Source organism: Legionella antarctica, from assembly GCF_011764505.1.
Taxonomy (GTDB): Bacteria; Pseudomonadota; Gammaproteobacteria; order Legionellales; family Legionellaceae; genus Legionella; species Legionella antarctica.
Genome location: NZ_AP022839.1, coordinates 2,988,602 through 3,013,592, shown reverse-complemented (window position 1 = coordinate 3,013,592; position 24,991 = coordinate 2,988,602). Strand labels below are relative to the sequence as shown.

Below are 24,991 nucleotides of genomic sequence, written 5' to 3'. Positions count from 1 at the left end.
TTTGTTTTTTTATTTTCTAAAATGTTTTAATACGCGCGCGGCAAACTGCACGACCTTGAATTCTCGAGCCTTAAAAGCTTTATCCACCGGTGTATTAAAAAGATGATTCGTGTAATTTGATAAGGTTTTTACAGAAATTGGCAATATAATATCAAGCAGGTTTGTTTCGCTGTATCCGGCGTTTAAAAAATCTTCAACCACAGAGGGTTTCGGGCGACCACGCGATAAAAGCATTTCTCTTGTCATCACAGCCAGGGCGTTTAATTTATTATCCTCAATCGGCTTGTCTTCACGTATTGCGTTGGTCACCTCCGGGGGTACATTAGAGTAAAAATCGGCCATGGTGGAGTGTGCCGCCATACAATACTCACAGCCATTTTCATTACTAAGGGTAAGCAATATCACTTCCTGCTCAGAAGCTGTGAATCCCGAATTTTCACGGAAGTTTTTGTCTCCCTCTATATAAGCCATAAGAATTTCCGGTGCATTTGCCATAGCCTTGTAAGGGTTAGGAATCATTTTGAGCTCTATTTCAGAACGTTCAAACAATTCTTTTGCCTTACTATCGACTTCATTTTTCTCTTTGAGTGTTGCTTTCATTTGATAATGTTCCGCCATGGTGTGCTCCTATCCTTGAGAATTTTGTTTATTAGTTATACTTAAAAGTGTATCTTTGTTCCGTAAAAGATAGAGACTTAAGCAGGCAGCCCACATAAGAAGGGCAGCAAAAAACAATAAGTGGTTACCGGTAAAGGGCTTGAAATAGGCACCAATCGTGGAAAATACTGAAACAGTATGAAGAATAAAAACAATTAAGTAGGTAAATGACTTCCATAAGCCCAAAACAAAGCCTATCAGTAATAGAAGCTCCAGAGTACCCAGTCTCTGTATCAGATAGCCCATCACGTCGGATAATCCGTAAAATTTTTCATAAACCGCACTTGCATGTTCCGGTCGTATCAGCTTATCAATGGTCCACATCAGTATGACAATAAAAACAGTGACTCTCATACTCAACAGCGAGACCGCCAGTTTTTTTCAAAATTCATAGTTCCTTCTTGATTAACGTCCATTGATATCCCAGTTGTAATAGTAAGAAATCGATTTTTGCTTCTCTAAAAGTTGTTTCTTTAGTTTAGGATTAGCAAATTGGGCAATATGTTTTAAAACCTGCGATTCATCGTTGCCGAAATCTCCTTGATACCACTGATAGATTTTTGAAAGACTTAAGCTGTTGGCGTCTACCGTGACGCCATAAGGGCTGTTGACATACTTCTTTGCTGCTTTATTCATCAAAACCTGACTGTTTTGGTCTGTAAATACTTTATTTTGCAATTGCGGGCAGCTCATGGAGGCGCAATTCAGTGCATAGTGCAGTAAGGGGTTATTCCAGATAGACCGCAAAATTCGGTGTTCAATATCATTTAGCGTGACTTTTTGTCCTTCAATGGAGATAAGTGGCGCATCCCAGGGACCAAAACTAAAAAAACCCGGTGAAATATTGATTTTGGTAATACTTTGAACCGGCCAGTGTTTGAGTATCAATTGAATGGTTAATGCGTTATAAAGATTAATCCAGTAAGCCAGTTGTTCTTTTTTATTGAATGTTTTTATAGGTAGGCTTTTAAGTTTTTCGATGTATTGGTTCAGCGCTTGCTTGTCCTTAGCAGTGACTTTGCTGTAATGCACTTGATTAACACCACTTTCTCCTTTAAATAAATAACGATTTAAAAAATCCTGAAACATACTATGCGAAATGGCTTTAGTATTTTTTTCATTGGACTGGTTCCAAAAAGACCAAAGGTTTTTCTGCGGTGCGCTAAAGGATGTGCTAACCAATAACAACAAGCCACTGAAGATACAGGCGATTTTTTTAATCATGAGATCAACTCCTGTCGACAGTTTCACGGGTTTTAGGCAAAAGCTTAGATTGGGCGTTATAAAACTGTTTCAGCCGGATAATCGCGGTGACTAACACCAGCAAAGAAAAGAAAAAGGCAAGGATGGAAAACCAGTTGGGCCACACAATCATGGCGATAAAAAAAGCAAAGGCTTCAGCTCGCTCCATAATGCCCGGACTATAATAAAAGCCTTTTTCAGATTCATTGGCAGTAAAAATTCCGACCACTAAAAAACTGGTAATACAGAGTAAAACACTGCCTAGCATCATGATGATCCAAAAGCCTCTTGCCTCAGGTGCCACGAACCAAAGTGCTAAAATAACAATAAACTCCACCAAGCGATCAACGGTGATATCAAGCACGCTTCCCCAGTCAGAGGAATGCCCGGTCAATCTGGCTAAGGTACCATCGAGGGTGTCGAGATATCCTGACAACAATAATAAAATGATTGCGAATGAATGGGCGCCAAAATATAGGCAAGGCAAGATCAAAAGTCCCACAGCCCCTGAAAGCAACGTCAGTTGGTTAGGAGATATTTTGTCTTGTATTTTTCTTGCCGCAGGATCGACTAAAATCCGTTGATAAGGGATTCTTATATAGGCTTCTATCATTTTACCACCATAATTTTTGTAACAAGGAAACAAGCGTGCGTACCTTTTTGGAGAACAGTTTAGGCTTGTAAAACTCACCAGATACTTGTTTGCTAATCTCACTTAGCGTTGGGTAGGGGGCTATGGTATCGGTGAAAGCCCGAAGACTTTTACTTTCTCGTATGGCCATGGCCCAGGGCAAAATGAGCTCACCTGCGTGCAAACCAACAATAGTGACACCCAAAATTGTGCCTTTTTTGTTGCTAACCACTTTGATCATTCCTGTAGTTTCACCTTCTGTTTGCGCTCTATCGGATTGACTGAATTGCCATTTGGTTATAGTAAACTCTGAGGGCTCTTTGATATCAGCGTAAGCTTTGCCCACATGGGCCAGCTCCGGATGGGTATAGGTTACCCAGGGAACGGCTTTGTAATTGACTTTGGCAGGTATCTTAAAGGCGATATTACGTAACACGATTCCTGCCTGATAAGACGCCATATGAGTAAATTGATAGGGTCCCACTACATCACCGATGGCATAGATGTGTTTTTGACTGGTCTGCAATCTGGCATTGACATCTATGCCTTTCTTTGTGAACGAGACCCTGGCTTTATCAAGTCCTAATTTGTCCACATTGGGTTTTCTCCCCGTAGCTACCAGAACATGCGAACCGGTAAGAACGATATCTTCTGAGGATTTGGATACCTTCACTTCGATGGTGAATTCATTTTTCTGCACCAGCTCGTTAACTTTTGCGTGCTCCAGAATATCGATTCCCACATCCTTTAACGTTTGATTTACAACAGCCACAGCATCTTTATCGTCTTTAGGCAGAATGGTCATCGCTTCTACGATAGTAACTTTACTACCTAGCATCACAAAGGCCTGAGCCAACTCACAACCAATGGGGCCTCCGCCAATCACAATTAAGTGTTCGGGAAGCGCTTTTAAATCAAAAATGGTTTCGTTGGTGAGATGGTTTATGGTATCAATCCCTTTAATGGGTGGGATAAAAGGGGATGAGCCAGTCGCTATCACAATTTTTTTGGCCCTAATCGTTTGGCTGCCTGCCTTAACTGTATTTTCATCTACAAATTGCCCGTACTCCTGAAAAACCTTCACGCCTAAAGATTCAAAGCGCTCAACCGAGTCATGCGGTTCGATGGTTTTGACAACAGACGAGACATGCCCCATCACTTTGCTAAAATCCAAGGATTTAAATTCAAGATCAGCACCAAATTCAGGTGCCTGGTGTCTTGCCTGATAGATTGATTTTGCCGCTGCCAAAAGCGCTTTTGAAGGCACGCAGCCGTAATTTAAGCAATCTCCGCCCATTTTGTGGCCTTCCATCAAAGCAACCTTAAGACCTAACTGCGCACTGCCTGAGGCAAGACTTAAGCCACCAGAGCCCCCGCCAATAATCGCTAAATCAAACGTGTTATCGTGACTCATGCTTATTTTCCTTTTCGCTTTTTAATGAATTTTTGGTAGATGACGGGTAGCACAGACATCGCTGCCAATGCCAGCAATGGGTACAGCACCTTTGGGTCAAAAATGATGCTTAAATTTGGCGTTTGATTGGTCGCAAAGATATGGCTGAGTCCATTACCAACCAGCGTATAAACAACTGAACCCGGCATAATGCCAAAAAAGGTTGCCACAACAAAAGTGGCAGCACTGACACCGAGCAAGGCGGGCACAATATTAATCACCCAGAAAGGAAATACAGGAACCAGTCGCAAAAACAGCAAATAAGAAAAGGCATTTTCTTGAAACCCTTCACGCATCCGGCTAATCCAGCCTGTAGCTTTTTGTGCAAGCCAATTACCAAGTGAGGTTTTGACTGCAAAGTATAACAACGTTGCGCCCATGGTGGCACTAGCAACCACCAGGATACTGCCAAACACAGGTCCAAAGAGAAAACCGCCAGCTAAGGTTAAAAACGTAGCGCCGGGTATTGAAACGGCCACAGCAATGGTATAAATCGCTACAAAAATTAGTGATGACCACAAAAAGTGGGTGTTTGTCCATTCCAATAAGACATTTCTGTGGGTTTTAAGGCTTTCAAAGCTTAAATATTTTTGCAGTCCTGTGCCAAATATCAGTGCCAGCACCAAAAAGATGATCAGCAAAGGCAACCATCGTTTTAACTGGGATAGCCAGAGTCGCTTTTTGTTATTATTCTTGTTTAATTCCATTTTTTTTGCTCCATTCGACATTAAAAACTGGATTCACCCAGTAATCAATGCTCAATAAACGTCCTGCACCGGTAAAGAATAAACGGCTCCAATGTAATGAATATCCATCTTGTTTCAAACAGTCAATTTGTATACTAAGCTGGTTACTATTAATTGCCAACTCAGTGGGTGGGATGGTTCATTATATTGAAACCAATTATGTTGCTCATTATACAAGAACGCAAACTGGTAATGATCTTTTCTCAGATCATCTTACACGATAATATTCTTAAACATTGGCTATTAAGGCGCGTGGTTATATGGCTCAATAGAAAGCTTAAATCCGAGTCCTTTTAAAATAGTTCCAAAGTTATCCAGCCGTGGATTGCCTTTCTCTGACAGTATTTTGTATAGATTTTGTCTGTTTAGTTTGGTTGTTTTTGCAAGCTTTGTCATGCCACCTTGTGCAGAGGCGACATTTTTCAAGGCAACCAAAAAAGCCTCAAGATTGTTGTCTTCTTGGTATTCCTTTAAAGCAACTTGTAAATAACCATAAGCCTCCTCTGGATCTTTTAAGGACGTAATCAGATCGCTATCGTAATCAACTGTATTGTGTAAAATTTTATCTTTATTCATCACAGCGCTCCTGTAAATCATCCCAGTATTGTTTTGCGGTATCAATGTCTTTTTCCTGACGACTTTTATCTCCACCGCAAAATAAATACGATATCCTGAGCCAAATGAAAATCTTAACTCTGAAACACCATCGGATAAAATTTTATAATCACCCAGGTTTCCCAGTTCAACTCTATCTAATCGGGCACGTATTCGATGCCTGACTTTAGAATTTTTTAAGCCATCAAGCCACTCTTTATAAGGAATTTTCCCTGATTTGATAGAACCGTATTTGTTTAGGTTTAATTTCTATCATGGTTAATTGTCGTATCTTAGCGACAATTTGTCCAGTTATATTCGGGTTCTAGCTGAGAACTTCAGAAATAATAAGGCTCTTCTGCGCATCTGTAGGTAGTGGAACCCAATCTGTATAAGGGTTAGAATGCGGCATCTAAATTAGAATGTCGCGGAAATAATGAGTCAAATCACTCTTCCATTGGATATAAAATCGCTTGAAGTTGTCTCGTAACGTATTGATATTGAAGGCAATATTGTCTTTTAAGTAAAGAATAAACATGCTCACAGTACCTGCCACAAGTGTGGAAAACCCGCGATAAAACCCAATTGGCGCGCACCAATAAGAAGGATTAGACACCTACCGATTTTTGATCAACCGGTCTATTTAGAAATTGTGCCCGTCCGATATAAGCAGGCTTCACTAATGATCTAGAGTAAATCGGCATAAGCTTCATAATTAAAATTTATCCTCGAAATGGTTCTGCCCTCGTGGTAATGCCAAATTAATTTTCTGATTTGCTGTATACGCTCTTCCATTTTCGTAAACGATTTGCAGCCATATACTTTTTGCTTTAACCAATGCCAAAAGCGTTCTATTGGATTATATTCCGGCGAATATGGTGGAAGATAAAATAACTCTACCCACCCATGCTTTTTGATAAATTTCTGAACTTTCTTGCTTTTGTGGATTGAGCCATTATCAAGAATGATCATTAATTTTTTATCAGGATTTGCCTTGTGCAGCTGATGCAGAAACATAATAAATTTCTGGCTATTCCCTGTATCTGCTTGTTTCCAGTTAAACCTGCTTGTCTTCAGGTTTAATGCACCAAATAATGTCTTGCTCAGTCTATTTTTAACGGTATTCACCGCTTTTTTTCACCACATTTAAACCAACCACAGCTGACATAAGGTTGATTTGAAAAATGTGACTCATCTACAAAAAAAATTTCAATATCTTCCGATGGTTCCTTTTTGATCCGTTCTACAATGCCACCTATCTTAATTTTCTTCTCTGCAGCGGTAGGTGCATTTTGTGGCATCGTTTTAGAAAAGCGCTTATAAACAAACCCTAACATATTAAGCGATTTCATCAACGTGTTGTCGCATGCCTTACATCCCTTTTTTTCAAACCAATCGCGTAGTAAATTAAGCTGCCAGCCTGCTTCCTGATATCCATAATCTTGTGGCGATTTACTCAAAAGCTCCTGAAGATGTGTCTCAATAAGCGGAGCTTTCTTTGCTGGACGACCCGGGGGCTTGCGAGGAGTAAATCCTGATAAACCCTGCTTAACATAACGATTAAGCCACAGTCGAATCGTGATAATGTTCCTATTTAAATGGCGAGATATTTCAGGGGCTGACATGCCTGATGCGGCTAATAATACATAATGCGCTCGTTCACCAATATTTGATTTTCGTTCAAGTCTCAATCGCTTTAATGCAGCTCGTTCTTCTTCGTTTAGAGATATCCTTATCATGGCTCTTTGGGGCTACGTAATTTTGTGTGGGCTAAAAGTACACCAAACACTGCATTTGCGCTAGATCATTAATGAAGACCGCTTATTTGCGGACACTGTGATGACTACCCCACGACAACAGAGCAATATGACTGGACTGACCGTAATGCCAGGATCACCAAAGGGCTCGAAGAATACATAATGCGTAGCTTGATTCACAGCACCATTGCGAATGTTTCAATTAAAAAAAAGTTGGGCCACAAAGTCATGCAGGCGGCTTTGGACAGGCTTGTTGCAGGGCATGTGGATTGGGAAAATTTCAAATCACTGGATACACTTGGTATTGATGAAATAGCTTTAAAAAAGGGGCATGACGAATACATGACCATTATTAGCACGCGATTAAATGATGGCAGAATACGTGTACTTGCCGTGATTGAAGGGCGAGGCAAGGCGGATATAAAGTCATATTTTGAATCCATTCCGCCACGACCACAAAAAACAGTCAGAAGCGTTTGCACCGACATGCATGATGCTTTCGTCTATGCTGCTATTGGAGCATTTGGTCCACAATCTGTTGTAATAGATAGATATCATGTCGCAAAATTATATAGGAAACCGCTTGATAAGCTGAGAATAAAAAAAATGAAACGCCTTAAATCAGAGCTTGATAGTGGTGAATATGCAAAGTTAGAAGGTATGATGTGGATATTGCGAAAGCAACATGAATGCTTGTCTGATGTGGATAAATCAAAGTTAGAGCTGTTATATAAACATTCCGACAAACTCAAAAAAGCCCATAGCTACTCCCTGAAGTTAACCAATATTTTCAACACACACTGCGGAAGAAAATCAGGGATGGCTAAACTAAACAGATGGATTAAAAAGGTTGAACAAAGTGAGGTCACTTGTTTTGATGGCCTTATTTCAACACTGGGTAAGTACAAGCCGTACATCGTCAATTACTTTAAAAAGCGAAAGAACAGCGTTTTTGTTGAAGAAATGAATAATAAAATAAAAGTAGCAAAAAGACGATGCTACGGATTCTCGGCTGTTAAAACTATTTTTCAGCGCCTGTTTCTCGATTTCCAAGGGTTCTAAATTTACGCATGATTAATTTCTACAGATGCGCAGAAGAGCCGCGATTCTTTATTGGTTTTATCCTGCATTGCGACAGCAATTCCACTTAAACTCACACTGCGAACTGTAAATAAAGCTAGCAACATTTGTGCAAAAAAATCCAATCTAGACTTGTGCAAATCCAATTGTTGACCTTAAATCTCTCTTAATTCGCTGATATATTTCATATTCACACCTTTTTTTAGACGGAAAGATTATATGAAATACATTTAATATCAGCGAGTTATTTCTTTCTTAATTCTTCTTTTTTTAAAAATTGTCCGGTACAAAGCTTTATGGGTTTTGCGTAAGTCTTGTTCATTTTTCCTTAAGGTAAGTACATTACAATAAAATATAAGCTAAAAAAGATGAAACTATGACTTTTTTTATTGTCGCGGTATCAGGACAAAGCATTTTAGATAAAAAGAATGAAGCCAAAGCACTTGGCATTACAATTGCGTCTTATGCTGTTAACGACACTGCAAAGCCATCTGAAATCGAATTCAATGGTTTTTTAAAGGAATTTACGTATCCTGTCAGAATCGCCGGGTAAGTGTCTGCCACTGAGTCCGGATTAATCCGAGCCGCGCGCGTCAGCAAGCGGAATTCTTTAAAAATATTCAAAATACCTATTGACACGGTTTTTCTGTAAAACTGATGTTTTTCCATATCAAACGTAAGTCATGCAATATGCATGCCCTAAGATCCCCAAGATCACAATGTAGCCCCTTTCACTAATAAAACATCTCCCTCCTGAGGTCAGATTTTTTCTTAGCCCTTAGTGGCGTTAAAACTCGAAAAATGCGTTCAAAAAAAGTCATGTTATGATTGCCGTATCAGCATTAGTAACGCAGTGGTAGATGATGAAACGCCAAGAAATCAAACAAGTTTTAGATGAGTTAACAAAAGATATCGATAGTCTTGCCGACAAAAAGGCCGTGACTATGTATCCGTTCGGTGAAATACACCTAGAGGAATAAGTGAAAATTGAAGAAGATCGCTACACCATAACTATTGGAGTAGACGATGACAAAAAGAGATGAGTACTGGAGTGACATGGTTAAATCCTATGAGGAAAGTGGTTTAGCACCAGGATTATTTTGCCGTAATAAAGGAATATCAGACTCCAGGCTCAGATTTTATCGCAATAAATTCAAGAAAGAGTCTAAAGCAGTTACCCCAGCCAAAGAGGCTTTATTTGAGCCACTTATTATTACTCCATTACCTTCTGCTAAGGCAGTGTTTAAATTAGTTATTGAACTCCCTAATAAAATACGCTGTGAACTTGATGCAGCTGACCATCAACACCGACTGATATTATTAAGGGAGTTGATGACCTTATGTTAATTCCAGATGATGTTCAAGTGCATTTATATTGTGGAATAACTGATATGCGCAAATCCATTAATACTCTAGCCATTCTGGTGCATGAAGTTTTTGGAATGGAGCTTAGTGCAGGTCATTTATTTTTGTTTCGTAGCAGAGGAGGAGATAAGTTAAAAGCACTGTACTATGAAGAGCAGAGTTTTACCTTATGGTACCGCAGATTAGAGAAAGGGAAATTCATTTTCCCCCGCAATACCCAAGGTCATATTGAGCTGACAAAAGAGCACTTAAAATGGCTCATGGCCAGCAATAAATTCACCTTTCATCAAGGAGGAAACCCGGTGATTTACCGTGATTTTCATTGAAAAACACTGAAGAAATCATGGTGGTTATGGTATAATATCACCATTAAAACAAGCACTAAACCAGCCATGATTTCCTCAAAAGACCAATCACTTTTAATGCCTTTGCAGGAAGAAATTAATCAATTAAAAAAAGAAGCTCTGGAATGGAAGCAAAAGTATTTTAATATGCTAGAGCAATTCAAACTGGCTCAACAGCGTAAATACTCTCCCTCATCTGAACACAATATTCTGCAAGGCGAGTTGCAATTTGATGAAGCAGAAAGCATAGAGGTCACAGAGCTGCCGCAAGAAGATAATACAATTACGGTCACCTATACTCGCAAAAAACCAGTACGACGCCCATTACCTCCAGAGTTACCCCGTGAAACCATTGAGCATGACATTGCAGAAGAAGAAAAACTGTGTGCTTGCGGCTGTATGAAGCAACGTATTGGCGAAGAGGTCACGGAACAGCTAGAGTTTGTTCCTGCAAAGCTGACGGTCATTGCCCATGTGCGACCCAAATATGCATGTAATCGTTGTGATGAAGGGGTAAGCATTGCCCCTATGCCGCAATTATTCCTTCCTAAAAGCATTGCCACACCAAGCCTTGTAGCTCATGCCATTATTAGTAAATACCAAGACCACCTCCCTTTATACCGTCAAGAGCACATCTGGAAACGAATGGGCATTGAGATGGCTCGCAATACAGTATGTGGATGGATAATGGCAGCATCTGAGGTATGTAGCCCAATGAGGAACGCTCTAATCAAAGAGCTGGTTGCATCAAACTACCTTCAGGCCGATGAAACACCACTTCAGGTGATGGATGAGCCTAATCGAAAAAATACATCCAAGAGCTATATGTGGGTATACCAGAATCACAAACCGGATAAAAAAATCATTGTGTTTGATTATCGTGAAACCCGACAAGCCCAATGGCCTAAAGAACTACTTAAAGAGTTTAAAGGCTATTTACAAACAGATGGGTATGTTGGTTATGACTGGGTTGATGACCATCCTGATATTATTCATTTGGGATGTTTTGCACATGCCAGACGTCCTTTTGCTGAGCTTGTCAAACTGGCTAAAACCACAGGTAAATCACATCAGGCCGTGGCGTATATTCAAAAGCTCTATGCCATTGAAAAAATTGCTCGGGATGGGAACTATACGGCAGAACAACGCTATCAGATAAGGCTCGAACAATCAAAACCCATTCTTGACGCTTTAAAGACTTGGCTTGACCAATCCTTAAAAAATGCGGTACCCAAATCAAAGCTGGGTGATGCCTTAGTTTACATGTCTCAGCGATGGAAGGAGCTTACTGCTTATTTGCTTGATGGGATGCTCGAGATTGATAATAATGCCATTGAAAACATCATTAGGCCTTTTGCTCTGGGCAGAAAAAACTGGCTCATGTCTGGAAGCCCTAGAGGGGCTCATGCTGGGGCATTATTCTATAGCCTTATTGCAACAGCTAAGTCCAATGGCCTTAATCCTTTTGATTACCTCAAAGTCCTCTTCGAAAAAATCCGCTTCTGTAAAACCGCAGAAGACTTCACGAATCTTCTTCCTTTTAATCTCAAGATGAATTAACCCCTTCTTCTAATGCAACCCGTAGTTCACCGAACGGATACGTGACTATCATTAAGGTATTGGTTAATTTGGTCGAAATGCTTGCCGAAGAAAATGCTTTGCTCAGAGAGGAAAACCAAGTATTACGTGATGAGATAAACCGCCTTAAGGGTGAACAGGGCAAACCTAATATTCGCGGTCAATCCAAAGGTAGCAATGGCGATAATACAGGCAATTCCAATCATTCATCTGAAGGAGATCGCAATAAACGTGGTAAAGGGAACAATAAAAACACAGGCAAAGACAAAAAAAACGTACGTATTGATAGACGTGTTACGATTGCTCTGGACAAAGCAACGCTGCCAGATGACGCCAAGTTCAAGGGTTTTGAGATTCGAATCATCCAGGATCTAAAAATCATCACGGATAATGTTGAATTCAAGCTGGAAACGTATTACTCACCATCTTTGAAAAAAACCTTTATTGCGCCGATTCCTGGCGAATATAAGGGCAGTGAATTTGGTCCTGGGGTTAAAGCGCTGGTCATCACATTATACCGTGATGCAGGGATGACGGAGAGCGCCATTGAGCGCTTTTTAAAAACATGTGGTATTCAAATATCACATGGTAAAATTGCTTCCATGCTGACAGAAGGCAATGATATTTTTCATCAGGAAAAAGAAGATATTGTCGATGCCGGTAGCAACGCAGGCTTGTACCAGCAGATGGATGACACAGGCAGTCGTGTTAACGGCAAAAATCACTACACCCATGTTTTATGTAATGACTTTTTTACAGCATACTTCACTCGTCGTAAAAAAGATCGCTTGACCTTATTGGAGTTGCTGTGTCGAGACCAATTAAAGTTTATGTTTAATCAGGAGGCTTATGAGTTAATGGATGAGTTTGGTCTCGCAAAAAAATGGTTGGATCAAATTAAACCAATGCTGCATGCACAACCCCTCACACGTGAATCAATCGATAGTTTGATGGGAACACTTTTTCCAAATCCAAAAAAACACAGCACGAATCGACGCATAATTCTTGAGTCAGCAGCTCTTGCCTATTATCAGCACTCGAAATACTTCATCCATTATTTAATGACAGATGATGCGCCTCAGTTTAATAAATTGGCCCTACATCATGCGCTGTGCTGGATCCATGAAGGTCGTCATTATAAAAAACTCACTCCATTCTCAGATATGAATCAGAATATATTGGCTGTATTTCTTGAGCAATTATGGGATTTCTACCATGCATTATTGACTTACAAGACGGCTCCATCTCAATCAATGGCCCAACAACTATCAATGCAATTTGATACTTTGTTCGCAACCACGACAGGCTATGATGTTTTAGATCAACGCATTGCAAAGACACGTGCTAAAAAACAAGCGTTATTATTGGTGTTAGACCATCCATTTCTGCCATTGCACAACAATGCCTCTGAATTAGGGACACGGTTTCAAGCAAGGATACGCGACATCAATCTCCAAACGGTCTCCCAAAATGGCACCAAATCAAAGGATACGTTTGCCACGATTGTACAGACGGCCAGAAAACTGAAAGTTAACGTTTATCAGTATATTTACGATAGGGTGACTAAAAAATTTGAAATGCCATCATTGGCTGAATTAATCTTACTTAAAGTGCGGCAGGTTCCATGCACCACATAAGCATCTCGAGATAATTCCGCTTGCTGACGCGCGCGGCTCGGATTAGTCCGGGCTCAGTGGCAGACACTTACCCGGCGATTCTGACAGGATACAATATCAAGGTTACATTTTTTGACTCTGGCAATAAAAGAAAATGGGATAATGAAGAGCAAGAGCAGGAACAAACCCCTAAAAAATATTGCTTTTAATAAACGCTGTTCAGCAGGTGATTCGAATATTGATTTTTGAAATATACTATAAAGATATAGCTTTGCTTATGGGTTTCTTTACCCATAAGCTCACAAATTCAGGACATCCTAGACAAAGCTTAAGTGTCGTTTGCTTTCATAACAATCCACGTTAACCTTGTTTTCTCCATCCCATTGGAACAAAATTTTTGCATTTGGTCTTGCAAAGTTAGCAGATTTTAATTGTCTCATGGTGTTATCAAACTCTGTTGATTGATATTCCACTGACAAAGTCTCAAGTTTTTCTTTTGCCTTAGCCAGGGTTCCTACGAGGGTTATCAACAGCATGGAATTGGCTAAAGTTAAAAAACCTCTTTGTAAAATAAACCCACAAAGGTCTGCAATGAACTCACCGGTTTTTTTTCTATCCAACATTATTTCAACCAACAATCTTTCGTCAATATAACGCAACGTTTCTTCATCAAAAAAAATAGAATTTAGAGACTGAAGATGAAGTAGAAAAACAGATTTTGCTTTATTTAATGCTTCTGTACGATTTAATTTATATTGATCCCGAATATTTTTCTCTATATCCGTTTGCATGTAACTGTATATTTTTTTTGTATGTGGATTTTGAATAATTGTAATCGAGTCAGTATTTCCAATAAGTTTTATATTGTTTATACCACTAAATCTTAAATGATCCATTAACTTTGAGGCAAAACTGGTATCAGCGGTTACAGTCAGGCTTGCTGAACTATGGCAAAAAAATAACCGAATATGTAATCCAGCAATTTTATTCAAATTCACATGGCGAACGATTATTTCGGCTAACGATTTATAAAATAAATAATTATCGTTATTATTTCCCAAAAAATCACAGCCAACCCCACCATGTCCGTGAATATACAAGTGTGACGAGCCAGTTAACTTTTTAAATTTCAATTGATCAGCTAGAGAAAAAGGTTTGATGTCGCACCATCCATCAAACTCAATAGAGATGGTATCTGTTATTCCATTTTTTTGTTCGCATTTTTGTCTAAGCAATTCAGTAGATTCGTGGTTACTAAAAAGAGATAAAACCAGATTATATTTTTTACCCATATAATGAACACCCCATAGAATAATGGTTTTTATTTTACCATATTGAATTAAAAAAACCTTAATTTTCAATAATAAAATGTTCAAGTCATCGCTCATGATCTGAATCAACTGTGAAACCTCGAGAAAGAAAGTTATAACTTTATGTTTGCATAGTTGATTTGCAACTCTTAGAAGCGGAACGTAATCCTTCTTAGTTCCATGAGCTACACCATGCAACAATCGATAAATGGACCTCTTTTTTTAGTATTCCCAATAAAATAAGAGCACTATATTTTACCAACTAACTTTACTTGTTTACCCGAGAAAGAGGATCTTTACCATTTTATCAGGACCGGCCTTTCCAAGCTTACAAGTACTGTTCTATTCTGGAATATCAGAACTTACTGATTACGTTACAGATGATTGTTTAGTAGGCAACTGAGATGTTTCTTTCGAAGGAAGTGGTATTTCCGAGTGCCGATTTATTCGTTCAATATCAATAGTAATTTTAGATCTCTGGTGATCTCTGTGGACTTTGTAACGCGTCATCCCTTACCCTTTTTTATTAAAATTGCGAGCAAGGATGACTGACGAAATTTAGGTTTGCAATCAAGTTTGCTATACACGAACTCTAATATTTAATGTTGAAATAATTTGACTATATTGTTATAATATTGATCATGAAAAAATATTTTTTCTTCATCGCCCTGGCTTTGGTGATCATTCTTTCTGGTTTTAAAAATGGCAAATCGTTGCCTGATTCGCACGTATCAAAATCCTATACCTTAAATCAGCACCACAATCCTTGCTCCCAAAAAACACAAAGTAATGGATCTTATGATTGCAAACAAACTCAAGCCTGTACTATGAAACACTCGCTCATTTTTGATCTATTCTCAACAACAAGTAAACTTCTATTTTTCATCTGCTTTAGTATTTTATGCTCTGGAATTAAAACATTCATATATAAACCGCCAAAACCTGCTCTGCTATCGTTTTAGTTTTTTATCCGTCACAGCAATTACAAAAAATTGTTACTGTGATTTATTAAACGGTTACGTGGAGAATATAATGAATAACCTTTTAAAGGCGATGGTCTTCCTCGCGATAATTTCCTTTGGTCCCGCATCGCTTTGGGCCGCCTCAAATCAAAATACACATGATGAACGAAATTACTTTCAATTTGTCATTCCCAAATATGATACTCAACGCCAGGGAGGGCAAAAAGTCACTGTTTATGTGCGTTTTGCATACAATAAAGGATTAGCTTCTTCAAAATATATTGACTATAGAGTGATGCGAGAAGACGTGCTCAAATACATGGAACCATCAGAAGAGTTTCCAGCAGAAGTATTTTGGGAAATTTTAGCCACTCAGATGGGAAGGGAATTAATGAAAAACTATCCTGTTGAAGGGGTGAGTGTTCAACTTGAGGTTTTAGATAATCAAAACCCTAATACCTATGAGCCAGGGGATCATGGTCCTGTATTTACTACTGGCAATATTGAACCTCTCGATGTCCATCACTAAAAAAATTATCTTCTTTTCCCGGACGCATAACGCTCCGGGATATCCAACTTGAATTGTATTAATTAAGGCACGTAAGCAGTCAAGTTTGCTAGCTTAAGTTAAATTGGGCTAAAGGATAGTAGCTGTTTTTTCCGTTACCGGGTTTGCTTTCTATCAGAAAAATCTCATCGATAAGTATTGCCGGGATAATTGGTACCTTTATTTGAGGTAATAATGGATGTTGCGAGCGATGCTGAGATAAGCGTCCTATCGACATATGTCCTCGATAAGGCCTTGATTCAACTGAGTAGTTTAAAGAGCTTATTGCATATCCAATTGAGTCTGACAGTGCTTTTAAAATCTCCTGTGGCCCCACTGCCAAAGACAGAATCTTAGGATGCTTCGGTTCTGGAAACCACTCTAACTGATTAATTTGCAATTCAAATACACTTGTATTTTTTAATTCAGTCCGAACTCGTTTAATTAATGGATTTACATCTTCTGGCCACACCTTTTCTAAAAATTGCAAGGTGATATGTAAATTTTCAAGGTTCATCCATCGCATAGAACGTTCTGGAACAGAATGCTCTAGTGTATTTAAAATATTCTCTAGAACATCACGCATTGATTTAGGTGGCATAATTGCGAAAAAAGCACGTATCGTATTCATCTTAATACCCTTCGAGAGATAAACAGCTTTAGTAATTTATGGAAATAGCACATGGCTGTTAGAGAAATCTTGCTGCCGTTATCATACCTAAAAGACATAATTGATATTAGCAGTGTCCTATATTTTTACCGTACTTTTCCGCGCCATTCGTTGTCTTACCTTTATGCCAACCCCGTGGAGGGGCATGATGCCTTAAACCGTATCTCCTGACCTTATTAACTGGCAAAATACATTGAGCGCTGCTACTTGTTGTATATTATTTACCCGGGTATCGAGTAACGCCGGGTTGTAAACAACAATAGCCATACATTGGGCTCGTGAGATGGCAACATTGATACGATTTTTGTCAAACAAAAAATTTAATCCGCGCGGAGATTCATTAGCACTGCTCGCACACATACTTAAAAAAACTATTGGTGCTTCTTGTCCCTGAAATTTATCCACGCTACCCACTTTAGCCTGTTCGCCCAACGTGGATTTTAATTTATTAACTTGATGATTGTATGGAGCAACAAAAAGGATGTCTTCCCAGCCAATTAACCGTTGCGTGCCATCTTTTTCTCTAAAGCTTCTACCCAATAAATCTTGGGTTAGGGAGTAAATTTTCTCTACTTCTTCATCACTTGCCTGAGTGTTTCCTTCATGCAGGACAGGTATGGCAAAAATTCCAGCCTCTTTATTTAACAAGCCTTGATAACCATCAGGAACACTTATGGATTGATGATCATTTTCAGGAACTGTTTCCAGTTTTCCCTCATAAATGGCCTCGCTAATAAACTGATTAACTGCCGAATGCATACGATAGGTAGTACCAAGAAATACACCCATATTCTCAGGAATAGCAGGTGTGTCATGCAACAAATAATCAAGAATAGATAAACCACTGTCTTGCGGATGATTACCTTGGGAAGGTTGTCCTAACTGCATCTGATCACCCATTAAAATGATATTGCGGGCTGCCCTGCTCATAGCAATCAAGTTAGCAACGCTAACTTGACCTGCTTCATCAATAAAAAGATAGTCAAAGGTATTTTCAAGATCCTCGAGGGCAAAACCCCAGGCGGTTGTTCCTATCACGCAGGATGGTTGAGTAAAATCAAAGATATTTTTATTTTCTAATACAGCTATATTCAATTTATTAATTGCAGAATCAGTAGTACGGGTACAAGCAAAATGTCCTGAAATTCCTTTTTCTTGACAATACTCAGCAGTACTAATCAGCAAATTATTGATGGCTTTATGACTATTCGATGATATTCCTATTTTTTTTCCTCTTTTAAGCAGTTCAGCAATCAGATGTTTCCCGGTATATGTTTTACCTGCTCCCGGTGGACCCTGAATGGTGAGATAGCTGTTGTTTAAATTTAGAACAGCATGGATAATTTCCTGTAATCGCTGTTTTGGATCATGACTGGGAGCTATGGGGTTGCCGGCAAGATGGTCATTTATACGGGGAATAGCTTTACTTAAAAAATCCACTATTGCGGTCTCATTAAGCCTTTCTTGTTCAAAGGCTTCTGCCTGTTTTGCAAGAGCCTCTGGAATGGGTCTGGGATTTACGAACTCATCAGGAATCAGTGTAATCTGCTCCTCCGGTGGATTTTTAGCTTGTAGAGTAATTAATCCCTGCTCTAAATCACTGCCTTGCGCATGATAAGTTGCTTTAATATTCTTACCGTCCTCCGTTTCCTCACCCAAAATGTAATACTGTTTTGCATTCCCCTTAAACTCCTGATTGGGATCGAAAGTATACTCATATACGAGATTACGCGCTTGGGGGGTTGGTTTATAAGGCGCTTTATTCGTCCGGCGACAATAAGCCAAACAATCAATATCATCAAGTAACTCTTCCTCACTTAATCCCAAACGATCGAACAAACGCCAAAATACCGGTTTTGCTTCTCGCCGATGAAATTCAATAGACCAGGCAAAAACTGCATTCATTTTGGCGCGGAATTCATTACCCTCGTTTTTAAATTGCTCTGCTTTAGCTAATAATCTATCACGAAGTTTAACGCGCTCTTCGTGTTCCTCCTTAACTTCTGGCTCAATGAATTGCGTCTTACCAAGGTATGTGATCCCTTGCTCTTTCTGCTTTTCTCTTAACCACAGCATCAGTTCCTGGGTTGAATTACAATCATCAATATTATAATCACGAATATTTTTTAAAGTTTTGGATGTTTGCCATGTATCTCCATCAGGATTTTCTCGCCAGCGTTCGTAGACAACAATAGAATCACCCCCTGATCCCACCTCTGTATCTCGCTTATTACGATATAGATGCTCTACGTTTTTAATGGAATACCTTGGTTCTCCAATGAGCAGCGAACTCTTTACAATCTTGTATAAATCAACAAAAACTTCGTTACGCAATAACTGATCCACTTCATATTCGCAAATTCCATATCTACCCATTAATTTACGGCAGGCAGAAATTTCATAACTTGCATAATGATAGATATGCATTCCTGGCTCATGTTGCCAGCGCTCATAAACCCAATTTATAAAAGCCTTAAAACTCTTTTTTTCCTGCTCCTGATTATGAGCCCAAAAATCCTTATATCGACGTTCGCCGTGTTCATCAAAATAGGTAACGCCCCACAAATATTCCAAACCACCCTCTTCAAGAGGAAAACCTTCTATATCAAAGAAAACATCATGTGATGATAGCCGAGGAAGCAAAGCCAGCCCCATTTTTTTTCCAGCCTCATGGGGGATTAATTGATAAACAGGAACTTCTTTTCCTGCACTTTCCTGTTGCATTTTAGCTTGGGTTTTTAACCGTTTTAATAGTTCAGGTTTTAGTCCTCTGATCAGGTTATTTTCAGCATTAACCAGAGCAGTCATGCTGGTAATACCTGCTTTATTCAATTTCTTAATATGACTTGTTGTAATAGTAGCTATCTGGACTAGGTGATCAGCCTTTTTGAGTAACTCTTCTGCGTAATTGCTCCACCTTCCCCAACTTTTAGACGAGGACGGATCAGGGCACTTTGTTGGAATAAAACCCTGATGAGTTTCTAAAAAAAGGTGTTTCAAATTACGATAAAAATAATAGTAATCATCCGTTCTAAATTTTTTTTGTTCTTTATTTCCCAGAATAACAGTAATGTATTCAGGTCGCTTTCCTTGAATTTTTTCAAGCATTTCTGCATAACAACATAATTGAATTATAAAACAGGGCTTCACTGATTTAGCAAGCTTGCTGTCCCATACTTCATAATAATAATCGCCCAAACGACTTGTTCCCTGCACTTTAATTAGAAAATCTGCGTACCCTCGAAATGGCGACAGCTCCAAACTGGCCTGATAAATAACATCCACCCCAGTTTGCATGGCAGCACTTGTTGCCCCTAAAGGATCCGCCTGTTTTTTGAGATTAACTATTGATAATCCCTGTTCTATAAAAGAAGCCAATACCGCTGATTCATGTTGATGTCCCATACCTTGCAGTACATCCATTAACCCATCATTCTTGTCTGGGATTGGTAACGAATTAGGATGTGTCAGAGCCAGATGCTCCATCCATGAAGCAAAAGGACTATCCATAAACTGAGTTATGTCTGATGGCGAAAACACTAATTGACTGGATTCAAGATACATTTTAATTATTCCGAGTAATATTTTTGGGCGTTGTAATATAGGCGCGGTTTTCTGGACACAAAAAAAGGTTTTTTAAGAGCTATTCTTCTTAATACAAAGAGGAGAATAAAATGTCTAAAAAGCGAGCTTATTATACGGCGGCCAAGAAGGCAAAAATAACGCTAGCTGCGATTGAGGGGAAACTCACACAAGCGCAAATTACCAGTGAATACGGTGTTCACGCAACGCAGGTAAAAACTTGGAAGCAATCGGCCATCAAAGCCATTAACGATTTATTCTCTGGGGCTAATGAAAAAGAAGCCAAGTCCCAAGAGCAGCTTGTTGAGGCATTATATCAAGAAATTGGTCGACTTCAAGCGCAGCTATCTTGGCTAAAAAAAAAGCATGAACTTTAGTCTGGATGAAAAGCGCGTCATGATTGATCCTCTTGCCGAGCTCACCATTCGTGAACAATGCTTGCTATTAGACTTGCCTGTTTCAAGTTATTATTATAGTGCCAAGCCCATTTCTGTCGAAGATGAAGCGCTTATGGCGCTACTTGATGAGCACTATCTGCAGTATCCATGTGAAGGTAAAATTAAGCGGGCAAGATGGCTGTCAAAAGAAGTAGGCTATCCTGTTGGTAAACGTCGAGTAAAAAAGTTGATGGAAATGATGGGGTTATCGACTGTTTACCCAAAGCCAAATACAAGCGTTCCCAATAAGGAGCATGAGGTGTTCCCTTATTTATTAAAAGAGGTGGATATCACCAAACCAAATCAGGTTTGGGCCGCAGATATCACCTACATCCGCATGAAAGGAAAGCATGTGTATTTAGTAGCTATTATGGACTGGTATAGTCGTTATGTGATTGGATGGGCTATTTCACCTACTATGGAGGCTGAATTTTGTATTGAGGCGCTTAGAAACGCTTTGCTGCATTCGCGTTGTGAGATCTTTAACACGGATCAGGGTTCTCAATTTACCTCAAAAGATTGGATAAATACGCTAAAATCTCACCACATTTCTATCAGCATGGATGGGCGAGGACGTTATTTAGATAATATATTTATCGAGCGATTGTGGCGTAGTGTTAAGCAAGAAAAAATCTACCGGTATGATTTTGATACAATTGAAGAGGTTGAGCTGGCCTTAACGGAGTATTTTGAGTATTATAATAACCGAAGGCTTCACCAGTCCTTTAATTATTTAACGCCCGCAGAGGTGTATTATGGCCGGAAAAGACCATAAACCCTAAATGAGAGCGTCATGACTTACCCACAAGGCCCACAGGCCTATACGAGAAAGTGAAGCTCTCCTGACCTGTGGACTTGTGGATAAGTCATTCTGATAGAGTTGTGGTAAAATGACCTAAGACAATTCGTAGTAGCAATCACTATTCATACGGTATTGAGTAGGTTTAAATAGGTTAATTTGAGTGAATTTTTAACTATAAATGATGGATGAATAGCTCTTATTTTTCCTTAATTTTGTTCCAGACATGCGGACCCATATCACACGGCAATATGGCCATTAATCGTCTCAATAGCCCCTCGTTCTTCCAGTGCTCTCAATAATACAACAGTACTGGCAACGGATAGAGAAAGCCCAAAAATTAGAGCGCTGCCATAATTCCAGCCCCACATAATTGCAACACCACCGCCAAGTATAGTAGCTGCAACTATTTGGACTATCGCACCAGGGATAGCAATTTTGCGGACGCGCATCAAATCAGATAATGAAAAATGTAATCCTACTCCAAACATCAGCAACATAACTCCAATTTCTGCAAGTTCTTGGGCGATACTGATATCCGCCATTAATCCAGGAGTAAAGGGTCCAATAGTAACGCCGGCTAATAAGTAACCGACTAATGGAGGGATCTTAAAGCGCGCGGCAATCAAGCCAAAGATTAATGCCAAAGCAAAGCCCATTGCGATAGTAGTAATCAGAGGAAGCGAATGATGCAATTCAAAAGTCCTTTTTAGTTTTAACTGATGTCTGCTTATATTAGACCTTTTTTCCAATTCGGAGCAATGTGAAACAAAAAATAGACAAAATTGCTGGCATGAGCACTCAAGAACTAATATTTGCGATGAGCATCTTAGCTTAGTAAGACGCTTTCAAGTGGCACTACAACTGAATTACGCTGGCGCAATCTAGACTGGGAGTAGTTTATTTGCTGCAAGTGTTTTCTAATCATCATTTTTAGCTGTATTCTGGCGTATTGCATGAGCAAAGCGCATTTAGATCATAAGATACAGGAAATATATCTAAGAGCTGAATTTAAATTAGGGATTCTTATGCAGTTGCAGAAGCAGGCCAATGTAACATTAAAAATTACGTGCTTAACCCCGGTCTTTTTTTTACAAATACAAAAATCAAATATAATTGTGATATCAAATTACCCTATATTCAATAAGAATTAGCAGGTTTGGTGACGCGCTCACCAAAAATTCCGAATACAGACGATATTATTGCTTGGGCCAATGAACTATCAGCTAATCATCCACAATTGCCTTCTTCAAGGGTATGTTTTCATCTAGATAAGCTTTATGAGTCTGCTGTTATTTTCTGGAATAAAATGCCATTTCTAAACCGATTTAATCTCAAAGCTCACTCAGATTTTGGAGTTATTCTGACTCTGGTAATAAAAGAATCTTGTATCTTTTCAATCAAAGCATCAAATTCATCAAAAGTGATGGTCTCTCCCTCTTTTGGCAATTTCCCGCACCGAGTAATAATAAGTCCATAAAGTGTATCCAGATCTTCTTCATCGGCGGTGACTGTAATATCGCAATCCAATGCTCTTTCAAGTGAATATATGGAACACTCGCCCTTAGTAGTAAATGAGCCATCAGAGTTTTTTACCCAATCATCATGGGTTTTATGGAATTCATCCTTAATGCGCCCAATTAAAATATGTAACAAATTATCTAGAGTAATGAATCCAAGCAAGCTGTCTTTACTTTTGTAAACAAGGGCAAAATGGGGCATTCCTTCCTGGAATTTACGCAAAAGATCCATTGCAGGTAATTTATGAGAAACTTTTAGCACGGGACGAATATAAGGAGCTAAACTGCTAATTTCTTTTTTTAATAATAAATCTGCAAACAGATCTTTTATATGGATGACACCAATCACTTTTTTTGTATTTGAGTCGTATACTGGATAGCGGCTGTAACCATAGGTCACAATTTTTTTTGAAACCATTTCAAAGGACTGATTAATATTCAACATGACCATTTCATCAGTAGGGCGCATAACTTCGGTGACCTTTAATTCACCTAAATCGAGTGTGTGTTCTATAATGTCTCGTTCATCCTGATCTAATTGACCATGTAAGTGACTGCTATTGAGAATTAATTTGAGTTCATCACTTGAATAGAATCCTTCATGTTGATTTGAGACATCCAGTCCCATTTTCGAAAGAAAGAAATTTGAACAATTATTTAATAGCCAAATGGCTGGGTACATTACCCAGTAAAAACCATACAATGGTATGGCGGTCCAAATTGAAATTAATTCAGATTGTCGAATAGCAAGCGATTTTGGCATCAGCTCTCCAATCACAATATGAAGAAATGAAATGATTAAAAACGCAATGAAAAATGCAGAGATGGCAATAAGTTGGGGAGATAAAACTCCTAAAAAGCGAAACACAGGTTCCAGTAAGGAAGCAAAGGCAGGTTCGCCAATCCAGCCTAATCCCAAGGATGCCAAGGTAATACCTAATTGGCAAGCAGACAAGTATGCATCCAATTGGTTATGGACTTGTTCTAAAATATGTCCTCTAATCCCATATTGTTCTTTAATTGCTTGTACTCGTGTTGTTCTTAGTTTCACCATGCTAAATTCTGCTGCTACGAAGAATGCATTTAGTAAGACCAATATCATCGCTAAAAAAATTAACAGAAAATTATACATTTAGATGATCCAGGTTTGTATTTGTACAAGATAGATAATATTTCGTTTTTTCTTATTGAGGATTAAAGAAAACTTACCTGAATCATAGCAGAAAGTTAAATCATGGACGAATAAAAGGAGTAGCTTTTATTATATGTTGAGTTGTTAAAATGTAATAAATCAGAAACTTCATAAGCTAAATTGCGAGAGGATGTTTGGTTAGGGTCTAGTTCAATTTAATTTTATGGTGTAGGCTTTGATTTATTAATGCTATCCTCTATTTCATCAATTACTAATGAGCTGTCTGTGGAAAAGAAGGTAAATTTGCCTTTGTTAACAGCCATATTTACTCCTGCAGCGAATAGATAGCCTATTCCAGCTGATAATACAATAGCAATAACATTTAAAATTATCTTTGTCCATCCACGGTGATTATCAAGTTCCAAGCGGGCGGTTTTGATATGGCCCTCACAGTTTTTTTTGAATTCCTGGTAGCTATCTCGTGTCGGTGGATTCCCAAAATAGTCATCACCTTCCTCTTTTAATTTGTCGTACAGCAAAGATGCTGCATCAAAAGCATCTTTATGATTAGGCTCATCTTGAAACTGAATCATTTTTTTTGTTAACAAATCAATTTTTTGCTTAAACTCCAGCTCAAATGGGTTGGGTACAGCATTAGCCGTGGTACCTGGCTTTTCTTGTTGCATGCGAAGTTTTTTTTCTTCCTGCTGGCTCAGTCTCTCTTCTTTTTGCATGAGGAGTTGCTCTTGTTGCATGCGAAGTTTTTTTTCTTCCTGCTGGCTCAGTCTCTCTTCTTCTTGCATGAGGAGTTGCTCTTGTTGGATGCGAAGTTGCTCTTCCTTCTGCTTGCTAAATATTTCTTCTTGTTGGATGCGAAGTTGCTCTTCCTTCTGCTTGCTAAATATTTCTTCTTGTTGCATGCGAAGTTGCTCTTCCCTCTGCTTGCTAAGTATTGATGTGGTCAAGCAA

At 39.0% G+C, this 24,991-nt stretch carries 21 protein-coding genes and 3 pseudogenes; 9 read left to right on the top strand and 15 right to left on the bottom strand.

Annotated features, from left to right (window positions below; genetic code table 11):
- Window positions 1–9 precede the first annotated feature (9 nt).
- The 9 genes and pseudogenes from HRS36_RS14215 to HRS36_RS18975 form a co-directional block, all read right to left on the bottom strand.
- The gene (locus HRS36_RS14215; protein WP_197933193.1) at window positions 10–618 is read right to left on the bottom strand and encodes a carboxymuconolactone decarboxylase family protein; all 609 of its coding nucleotides are present in this window, start codon (window positions 616–618) and stop codon (window positions 10–12) included.
- A 9-nt stretch (window positions 619–627) separates the two neighbouring features.
- The gene (locus tag HRS36_RS14210; RefSeq protein WP_197933192.1) at window positions 628–906 is read right to left on the bottom strand and encodes a hypothetical protein; all 279 of its coding nucleotides are present in this window, start codon (window positions 904–906) and stop codon (window positions 628–630) included.
- 156 nt (window positions 907–1,062) lie between these two features.
- Window positions 1,063–1,881 (bottom strand): DUF547 domain-containing protein, encoded by an 819-nt coding sequence (locus HRS36_RS14205; RefSeq protein WP_173237809.1) that lies wholly within the window; start codon window positions 1,879–1,881, stop codon window positions 1,063–1,065.
- Between the two features lie 4 nt (window positions 1,882–1,885).
- Entirely contained in the window at window positions 1,886–2,512 is a 627-nt protein-coding gene (locus tag HRS36_RS14200) for a CDP-alcohol phosphatidyltransferase family protein (protein WP_173237808.1), read from the bottom strand.
- Between the two features lies 1 nt (window position 2,513).
- Window positions 2,514–3,944, bottom strand: a complete 1,431-nt coding sequence (locus tag HRS36_RS14195; RefSeq protein ID WP_226905478.1) for a dihydrolipoyl dehydrogenase family protein — start codon at window positions 3,942–3,944, stop codon at window positions 2,514–2,516.
- A gap of 2 nt (window positions 3,945–3,946) precedes the next feature.
- Window positions 3,947–4,690 carry a TVP38/TMEM64 family protein gene (locus HRS36_RS18730; protein WP_226905477.1) on the bottom strand — a complete coding sequence of 248 codons (744 nt, stop codon included), beginning with the start codon at window positions 4,688–4,690 and terminating at the stop codon, window positions 3,947–3,949.
- A gap of 282 nt (window positions 4,691–4,972) precedes the next feature.
- The gene (locus HRS36_RS14190; RefSeq protein ID WP_173237807.1) at window positions 4,973–5,305 is read right to left on the bottom strand and encodes a helix-turn-helix domain-containing transcriptional regulator; all 333 of its coding nucleotides are present in this window, start codon (window positions 5,303–5,305) and stop codon (window positions 4,973–4,975) included.
- Between the two features lie 120 nt (window positions 5,306–5,425).
- Window positions 5,426–5,497, bottom strand: a pseudogene (locus HRS36_RS18885) (hypothetical protein); the annotation flags it as partial.
- Between the two features lie 513 nt (window positions 5,498–6,010).
- Window positions 6,011–6,948: pseudogene (locus HRS36_RS18975) on the bottom strand (IS630 family transposase).
- 198 nt (window positions 6,949–7,146) lie between these two features.
- On the opposite strand from HRS36_RS18975, the gene HRS36_RS14165 reads away from it, so the two are divergent.
- The 6 genes from HRS36_RS14165 to HRS36_RS14140 all read left to right on the top strand — a co-directional run bounded on the left by HRS36_RS14165 (window position 7,147) and on the right by HRS36_RS14140 (window position 13,084).
- The gene (locus HRS36_RS14165) at window positions 7,147–8,142 is read left to right on the top strand and encodes an ISL3 family transposase (RefSeq protein WP_173238537.1); all 996 of its coding nucleotides are present in this window, start codon (window positions 7,147–7,149) and stop codon (window positions 8,140–8,142) included.
- A gap of 394 nt (window positions 8,143–8,536) precedes the next feature.
- Window positions 8,537–8,713 (top strand): hypothetical protein, encoded by a 177-nt coding sequence (locus HRS36_RS14160; protein WP_173237804.1) that lies wholly within the window; start codon window positions 8,537–8,539, stop codon window positions 8,711–8,713.
- Between the two features lie 473 nt (window positions 8,714–9,186).
- A complete protein-coding gene (gene tnpA / locus HRS36_RS14155; protein ID WP_173236280.1) occupies window positions 9,187–9,507 on the top strand; it encodes an IS66 family insertion sequence element accessory protein TnpA in 321 nt (106 codons plus the stop codon).
- Window positions 9,501–9,851 (top strand): IS66 family insertion sequence element accessory protein TnpB, encoded by a 351-nt coding sequence (gene tnpB, locus HRS36_RS14150; RefSeq protein WP_173236281.1) that lies wholly within the window; start codon window positions 9,501–9,503, stop codon window positions 9,849–9,851. Before tnpA ends, tnpB begins: the two co-directional genes overlap by 7 nt.
- 66 nt (window positions 9,852–9,917) lie before the next feature.
- The gene (gene tnpC / locus HRS36_RS14145) at window positions 9,918–11,429 is read left to right on the top strand and encodes an IS66 family transposase (protein ID WP_173236282.1); all 1,512 of its coding nucleotides are present in this window, start codon (window positions 9,918–9,920) and stop codon (window positions 11,427–11,429) included.
- A gap of 41 nt (window positions 11,430–11,470) precedes the next feature.
- A complete protein-coding gene (locus HRS36_RS14140) occupies window positions 11,471–13,084 on the top strand; it encodes an IS66 family transposase (RefSeq protein WP_173237803.1) in 1,614 nt (537 codons plus the stop codon).
- A 296-nt stretch (window positions 13,085–13,380) separates the two neighbouring features.
- Here the strand turns inward: HRS36_RS14140 and HRS36_RS14135 are convergent, their stop codons facing one another.
- A complete protein-coding gene (locus HRS36_RS14135; protein ID WP_173237802.1) occupies window positions 13,381–14,451 on the bottom strand; it encodes a hypothetical protein in 1,071 nt (356 codons plus the stop codon).
- 954 nt (window positions 14,452–15,405) lie between these two features.
- On the opposite strand from HRS36_RS14135, the gene HRS36_RS14130 reads away from it, so the two are divergent.
- Window positions 15,406–15,864 (top strand): hypothetical protein, encoded by a 459-nt coding sequence (locus HRS36_RS14130; protein ID WP_173237801.1) that lies wholly within the window; start codon window positions 15,406–15,408, stop codon window positions 15,862–15,864.
- An 88-nt stretch (window positions 15,865–15,952) separates the two neighbouring features.
- Here the strand turns inward: HRS36_RS14130 and thpR are convergent, their stop codons facing one another.
- Together thpR and HRS36_RS14120 are read right to left on the bottom strand one after the other, a co-directional pair.
- Window positions 15,953–16,513 carry an RNA 2',3'-cyclic phosphodiesterase gene (gene thpR / locus HRS36_RS14125; RefSeq protein WP_173237800.1) on the bottom strand — a complete coding sequence of 187 codons (561 nt, stop codon included), beginning with the start codon at window positions 16,511–16,513 and terminating at the stop codon, window positions 15,953–15,955.
- A 192-nt stretch (window positions 16,514–16,705) separates the two neighbouring features.
- The gene (locus HRS36_RS14120; RefSeq protein ID WP_173237799.1) at window positions 16,706–20,116 is read right to left on the bottom strand and encodes a TM0106 family RecB-like putative nuclease; all 3,411 of its coding nucleotides are present in this window, start codon (window positions 20,114–20,116) and stop codon (window positions 16,706–16,708) included.
- Window positions 20,117–20,226: 110 nt separating this feature from the next.
- Between HRS36_RS14120 and HRS36_RS14115 the strand changes: the two genes are divergently transcribed.
- Window positions 20,227–20,511: a transposase gene (locus HRS36_RS14115; RefSeq protein WP_173235475.1), complete on the top strand. Its 285-nt coding sequence runs from the start codon at window positions 20,227–20,229 to the stop codon at window positions 20,509–20,511.
- Entirely contained in the window at window positions 20,501–21,346 is an 846-nt protein-coding gene (locus HRS36_RS14110) for an IS3 family transposase (RefSeq protein ID WP_173235473.1), read from the top strand. Before HRS36_RS14115 ends, HRS36_RS14110 begins: the two co-directional genes overlap by 11 nt.
- A 266-nt stretch (window positions 21,347–21,612) precedes the next feature.
- Here the strand turns inward: HRS36_RS14110 and HRS36_RS14105 are convergent.
- The 3 genes and pseudogenes from HRS36_RS14105 to HRS36_RS14095 form a co-directional block, all read right to left on the bottom strand.
- Window positions 21,613–22,065: pseudogene (locus tag HRS36_RS14105) on the bottom strand (cation:proton antiporter domain-containing protein); the annotation flags it as partial.
- Between the two features lie 646 nt (window positions 22,066–22,711).
- Window positions 22,712–24,022, bottom strand: coding sequence for a hemolysin family protein (locus tag HRS36_RS14100; protein ID WP_173237798.1), 1,311 nt, complete (start codon window positions 24,020–24,022; stop codon window positions 22,712–22,714).
- 221 nt (window positions 24,023–24,243) lie between these two features.
- A complete protein-coding gene (locus tag HRS36_RS14095; protein WP_173237797.1) occupies window positions 24,244–24,942 on the bottom strand; it encodes a hypothetical protein in 699 nt (232 codons plus the stop codon).
- Window positions 24,943–24,991 lie beyond the last annotated feature (49 nt).

What these genes read in the sequence shown, in the direction of transcription:
- HRS36_RS14160 (WP_173237804.1), top strand. Translation starts at nt 8,537, where the DNA reads ATGACTTTTTTTATTGTCGCGGTATCAGGACAAAGCATTTTAGATAAA.
- HRS36_RS14215 (WP_197933193.1), bottom strand. Translation starts at nt 618, where the DNA reads ATGGCGGAACATTATCAAATGAAAGCAACACTCAAAGAGAAAAATGAA.
- HRS36_RS14130 (WP_173237801.1), top strand. Translation starts at nt 15,406, where the DNA reads ATGAATAACCTTTTAAAGGCGATGGTCTTCCTCGCGATAATTTCCTTT.
- tnpA (WP_173236280.1), top strand. Translation starts at nt 9,187, where the DNA reads ATGACAAAAAGAGATGAGTACTGGAGTGACATGGTTAAATCCTATGAG.
- HRS36_RS14200 (WP_173237808.1), bottom strand. Translation starts at nt 2,512, where the DNA reads ATGATAGAAGCCTATATAAGAATCCCTTATCAACGGATTTTAGTCGAT.
- HRS36_RS14120 (WP_173237799.1), bottom strand. Translation starts at nt 20,116, where the DNA reads ATGTATCTTGAATCCAGTCAATTAGTGTTTTCGCCATCAGACATAACT.
- HRS36_RS14135 (WP_173237802.1), bottom strand. Translation starts at nt 14,451, where the DNA reads ATGAGCGATGACTTGAACATTTTATTATTGAAAATTAAGGTTTTTTTA.
- HRS36_RS14095 (WP_173237797.1), bottom strand. Translation starts at nt 24,942, where the DNA reads ATGCAACAAGAAGAAATATTTAGCAAGCAGAAGGAAGAGCAACTTCGC.
- HRS36_RS14195 (WP_226905478.1), bottom strand. Translation starts at nt 3,944, where the DNA reads ATGAGTCACGATAACACGTTTGATTTAGCGATTATTGGCGGGGGCTCT.
- tnpC (WP_173236282.1), top strand. Translation starts at nt 9,918, where the DNA reads ATGATTTCCTCAAAAGACCAATCACTTTTAATGCCTTTGCAGGAAGAA.
- HRS36_RS18730 (WP_226905477.1), bottom strand. Translation starts at nt 4,690, where the DNA reads ATGGAATTAAACAAGAATAATAACAAAAAGCGACTCTGGCTATCCCAG.
- HRS36_RS14115 (WP_173235475.1), top strand. Translation starts at nt 20,227, where the DNA reads ATGTCTAAAAAGCGAGCTTATTATACGGCGGCCAAGAAGGCAAAAATA.
- HRS36_RS14110 (WP_173235473.1), top strand. Translation starts at nt 20,501, where the DNA reads ATGAACTTTAGTCTGGATGAAAAGCGCGTCATGATTGATCCTCTTGCC.
- thpR (WP_173237800.1), bottom strand. Translation starts at nt 16,513, where the DNA reads ATGAATACGATACGTGCTTTTTTCGCAATTATGCCACCTAAATCAATG.
- tnpB (WP_173236281.1), top strand. Translation starts at nt 9,501, where the DNA reads ATGTTAATTCCAGATGATGTTCAAGTGCATTTATATTGTGGAATAACT.
- HRS36_RS14205 (WP_173237809.1), bottom strand. Translation starts at nt 1,881, where the DNA reads ATGATTAAAAAAATCGCCTGTATCTTCAGTGGCTTGTTGTTATTGGTT.
- HRS36_RS14100 (WP_173237798.1), bottom strand. Translation starts at nt 24,022, where the DNA reads ATGTATAATTTTCTGTTAATTTTTTTAGCGATGATATTGGTCTTACTA.
- HRS36_RS14190 (WP_173237807.1), bottom strand. Translation starts at nt 5,305, where the DNA reads ATGAATAAAGATAAAATTTTACACAATACAGTTGATTACGATAGCGAT.